We start from the raw sequence: 2,126 nt of genomic DNA, 5'->3' as shown, positions 1-2,126 counted from the left end.
CATTGCCACACGCTACGAAAAAACCGCCTGCTCCTTCCTCGGCATCCTCTGTCTCGCCGCAACCAATGAATGGATCAAGCGCTAACACACCCTAGTACGCTTGCCGATAGAGAGAACTTGCAGATTTCGGCCGCCGTCAAAACCAGCCTGATCCCAAGCATAAGCTTTTCTTATATTGCTCATGGCCATTAAGTTCCAAAAATTCGATCGAGAACAGACGCCAGCGTATGCCAATTATAGATATAAGATCCTAGCCTTGTAACTGTGATTTTGACTCAAAAATGCCCCCATCAGGCATTTTTGACAAGTCAAACCTCGCCGGGTGAACGGGCCCCGTTTCGACTAGACACTTGGGCATAACGACGGTGATCTTTGGCAAATGTCAAACTTCTCCTGCCTCCCGGGCATAGCTGGGGGCTCCCCAAACAGGTTTTAGTTCAATTGAGTGCTTCAACCTGGAAGCCATCCTGTTGCAGAAGATAGAGGAGGCCCTCTTTTCCTGGGAGATGCGCGGCCCCGACCGTAATGAATGCGCCGCCTTCAGCCAACAGCGGAAGTGCACGAGCCCGCATGCGGCGATTACGTTGATTGATCAAGCGATCGAGGAATTCCGGCGGCGTCCGCGCCTCTTCTACTCCTGGGATGAGTTGGGACGATTTCATCCAGGCCAGCAATTGCCCGGTTTCACCAGCGATATAACGCGCTATCGTCGTCTCGACGACATCCTCGCCATGTCCTACCTGATTTAATACCGCAGTCAAAAGGTTGTGCTCAACGTCGGTCGGCAATCCGTCAAGAATCGTGATCTGATCGAGCATTGATTCTAGGCCGACGATTTTCTTGTTTTGCTCGCGGGCCAATTTGGCAATCAATTCATCAGCATAGGCTTTACCGGACGGGTGATGGGCGCATGGCGGCAGATCCAGCAGGAGTGCCAGGATCGAAGGCTTGAACATATGCGCCGAAGAAATTTCCATGCCCGCTTCGACAACCATAGTTTCGAGCTTCTGGAAATCGGACTGATTTAACAGATCATCTGCCCGATGACCCTTATGAGCGAGCAGGGCCACGCGCATCGCCGCTGGATTTCTTCTTATCAAACGGCCAGATAGAGCCTCCATCTCGGTCGTTTCAAGAGCAACAATTTGTGCTTCCCGGAACGCTGCGAAAAGCTGCGGTGAGAAGTCTGTGACACGCGGATCACTCAAATGAAGCGAACCGAAAATGTAAGAGTCGGCCCGCCCCTCGCGCGACAGGCGAAAGAGTGTCCCATGCGCAAAAGGCATGGCAGCGGCTTCTTCCTTGATCACTGAAAAAATCTGAGGCGCTCGCGCCTTGATCAGCGGGAACAGATCATGCCCCCTACATTGAGCATGGACGGGATTGGGCGTCGACCATGATATAAACAAGGGCAAAAGGAGAATGCCCCCGCAGCGCGGCACTCGACGGTATCCTTCGCGTATCTTACAAGATGTTACTACACGCCCCATCACGCGTAGCGGGAGCACGCTGCAAAATTTCAGAAGATGCAGGAAGCGGCTCATTTTGAATTTCGGCACAAATACAGAAAATGCGAAGTATTATTATAGCAGAGAGACAGAGATGGCGAATGAATTAAGACATTTTTCGTCCATAGAGATTTACATAACAAAGCATGAAGCATGGACGATATTCCGATTTTTCTGGCCGCCGATACAAATACGCGAAGAAAGCTTGACTGACGATGACATTGCGTTCGCGCAAGCATTATTTCTTGAAGCGATTGATGCATCATATAAGATGGGTTATGTACATATTTTGTATGATGTCTTCTATGGAAAGATACCAGGCAGCTTTTCGGATATAGGAGAATTAATCAAGAAGTTTGCCAAAAAAGCAGCTAAACACTGGTTCAAGCATCTCGGCCCGAAGAGTTTGGACGATGCAGAGATTTATGCAGCTGTGCGCGCTCAGCTCGCAGTCAATTTCAAATCCGCGTTTACACTTAGAGTGCAAACTGGAGAGTTAATCTACTGATTTAGTAAACATCTAGTCGACTGTGAAGAAGGGCATTCAAGCCTGAGCGAAGTGATTTTTTGAGTGGCCACAGCTTGTAATGAAGCTCCACAGAATGGCGAGCCAAACGC

The 2,126-nt window shown here is 49.8% G+C and carries 2 protein-coding genes and 1 pseudogene; 2 read left to right on the top strand and 1 reads right to left on the bottom strand.

Translation table 11 applies throughout. The features are described 5' to 3' along the window. Positions 1–85: pseudogene (locus DL88_RS20500) on the top strand (IS5-like element ISMex42 family transposase); the annotation flags it as partial. A gap of 352 nt (positions 86–437) precedes the next feature. On the opposite strand, the gene DL88_RS18200 reads toward DL88_RS20500, so the two are convergent. Next, the gene (locus DL88_RS18200; protein ID WP_084705285.1) at positions 438–1,544 is read right to left on the bottom strand and encodes a TraB/GumN family protein; all 1,107 of its coding nucleotides are present in this window, start codon (positions 1,542–1,544) and stop codon (positions 438–440) included. A gap of 1 nt (position 1,545) precedes the next feature. Here DL88_RS18200 and DL88_RS19665 point away from each other — a divergent pair, with 1 nt between their 5' ends. Then, on the top strand, positions 1,546–2,016 hold the full coding sequence (locus DL88_RS19665; RefSeq protein ID WP_051956158.1) for a hypothetical protein: 471 nt from the start codon (positions 1,546–1,548) through the stop codon (positions 2,014–2,016). The last annotated feature ends 110 nt before the right edge of the window (positions 2,017–2,126 follow it).

The organism is Beijerinckia mobilis, from assembly GCF_000745425.1.
GTDB classification, from domain to species: Bacteria; Pseudomonadota; Alphaproteobacteria; order Rhizobiales; family Beijerinckiaceae; genus Beijerinckia; species Beijerinckia mobilis.
This window is presented reverse-complemented; position numbering and strand designations above follow the sequence as displayed.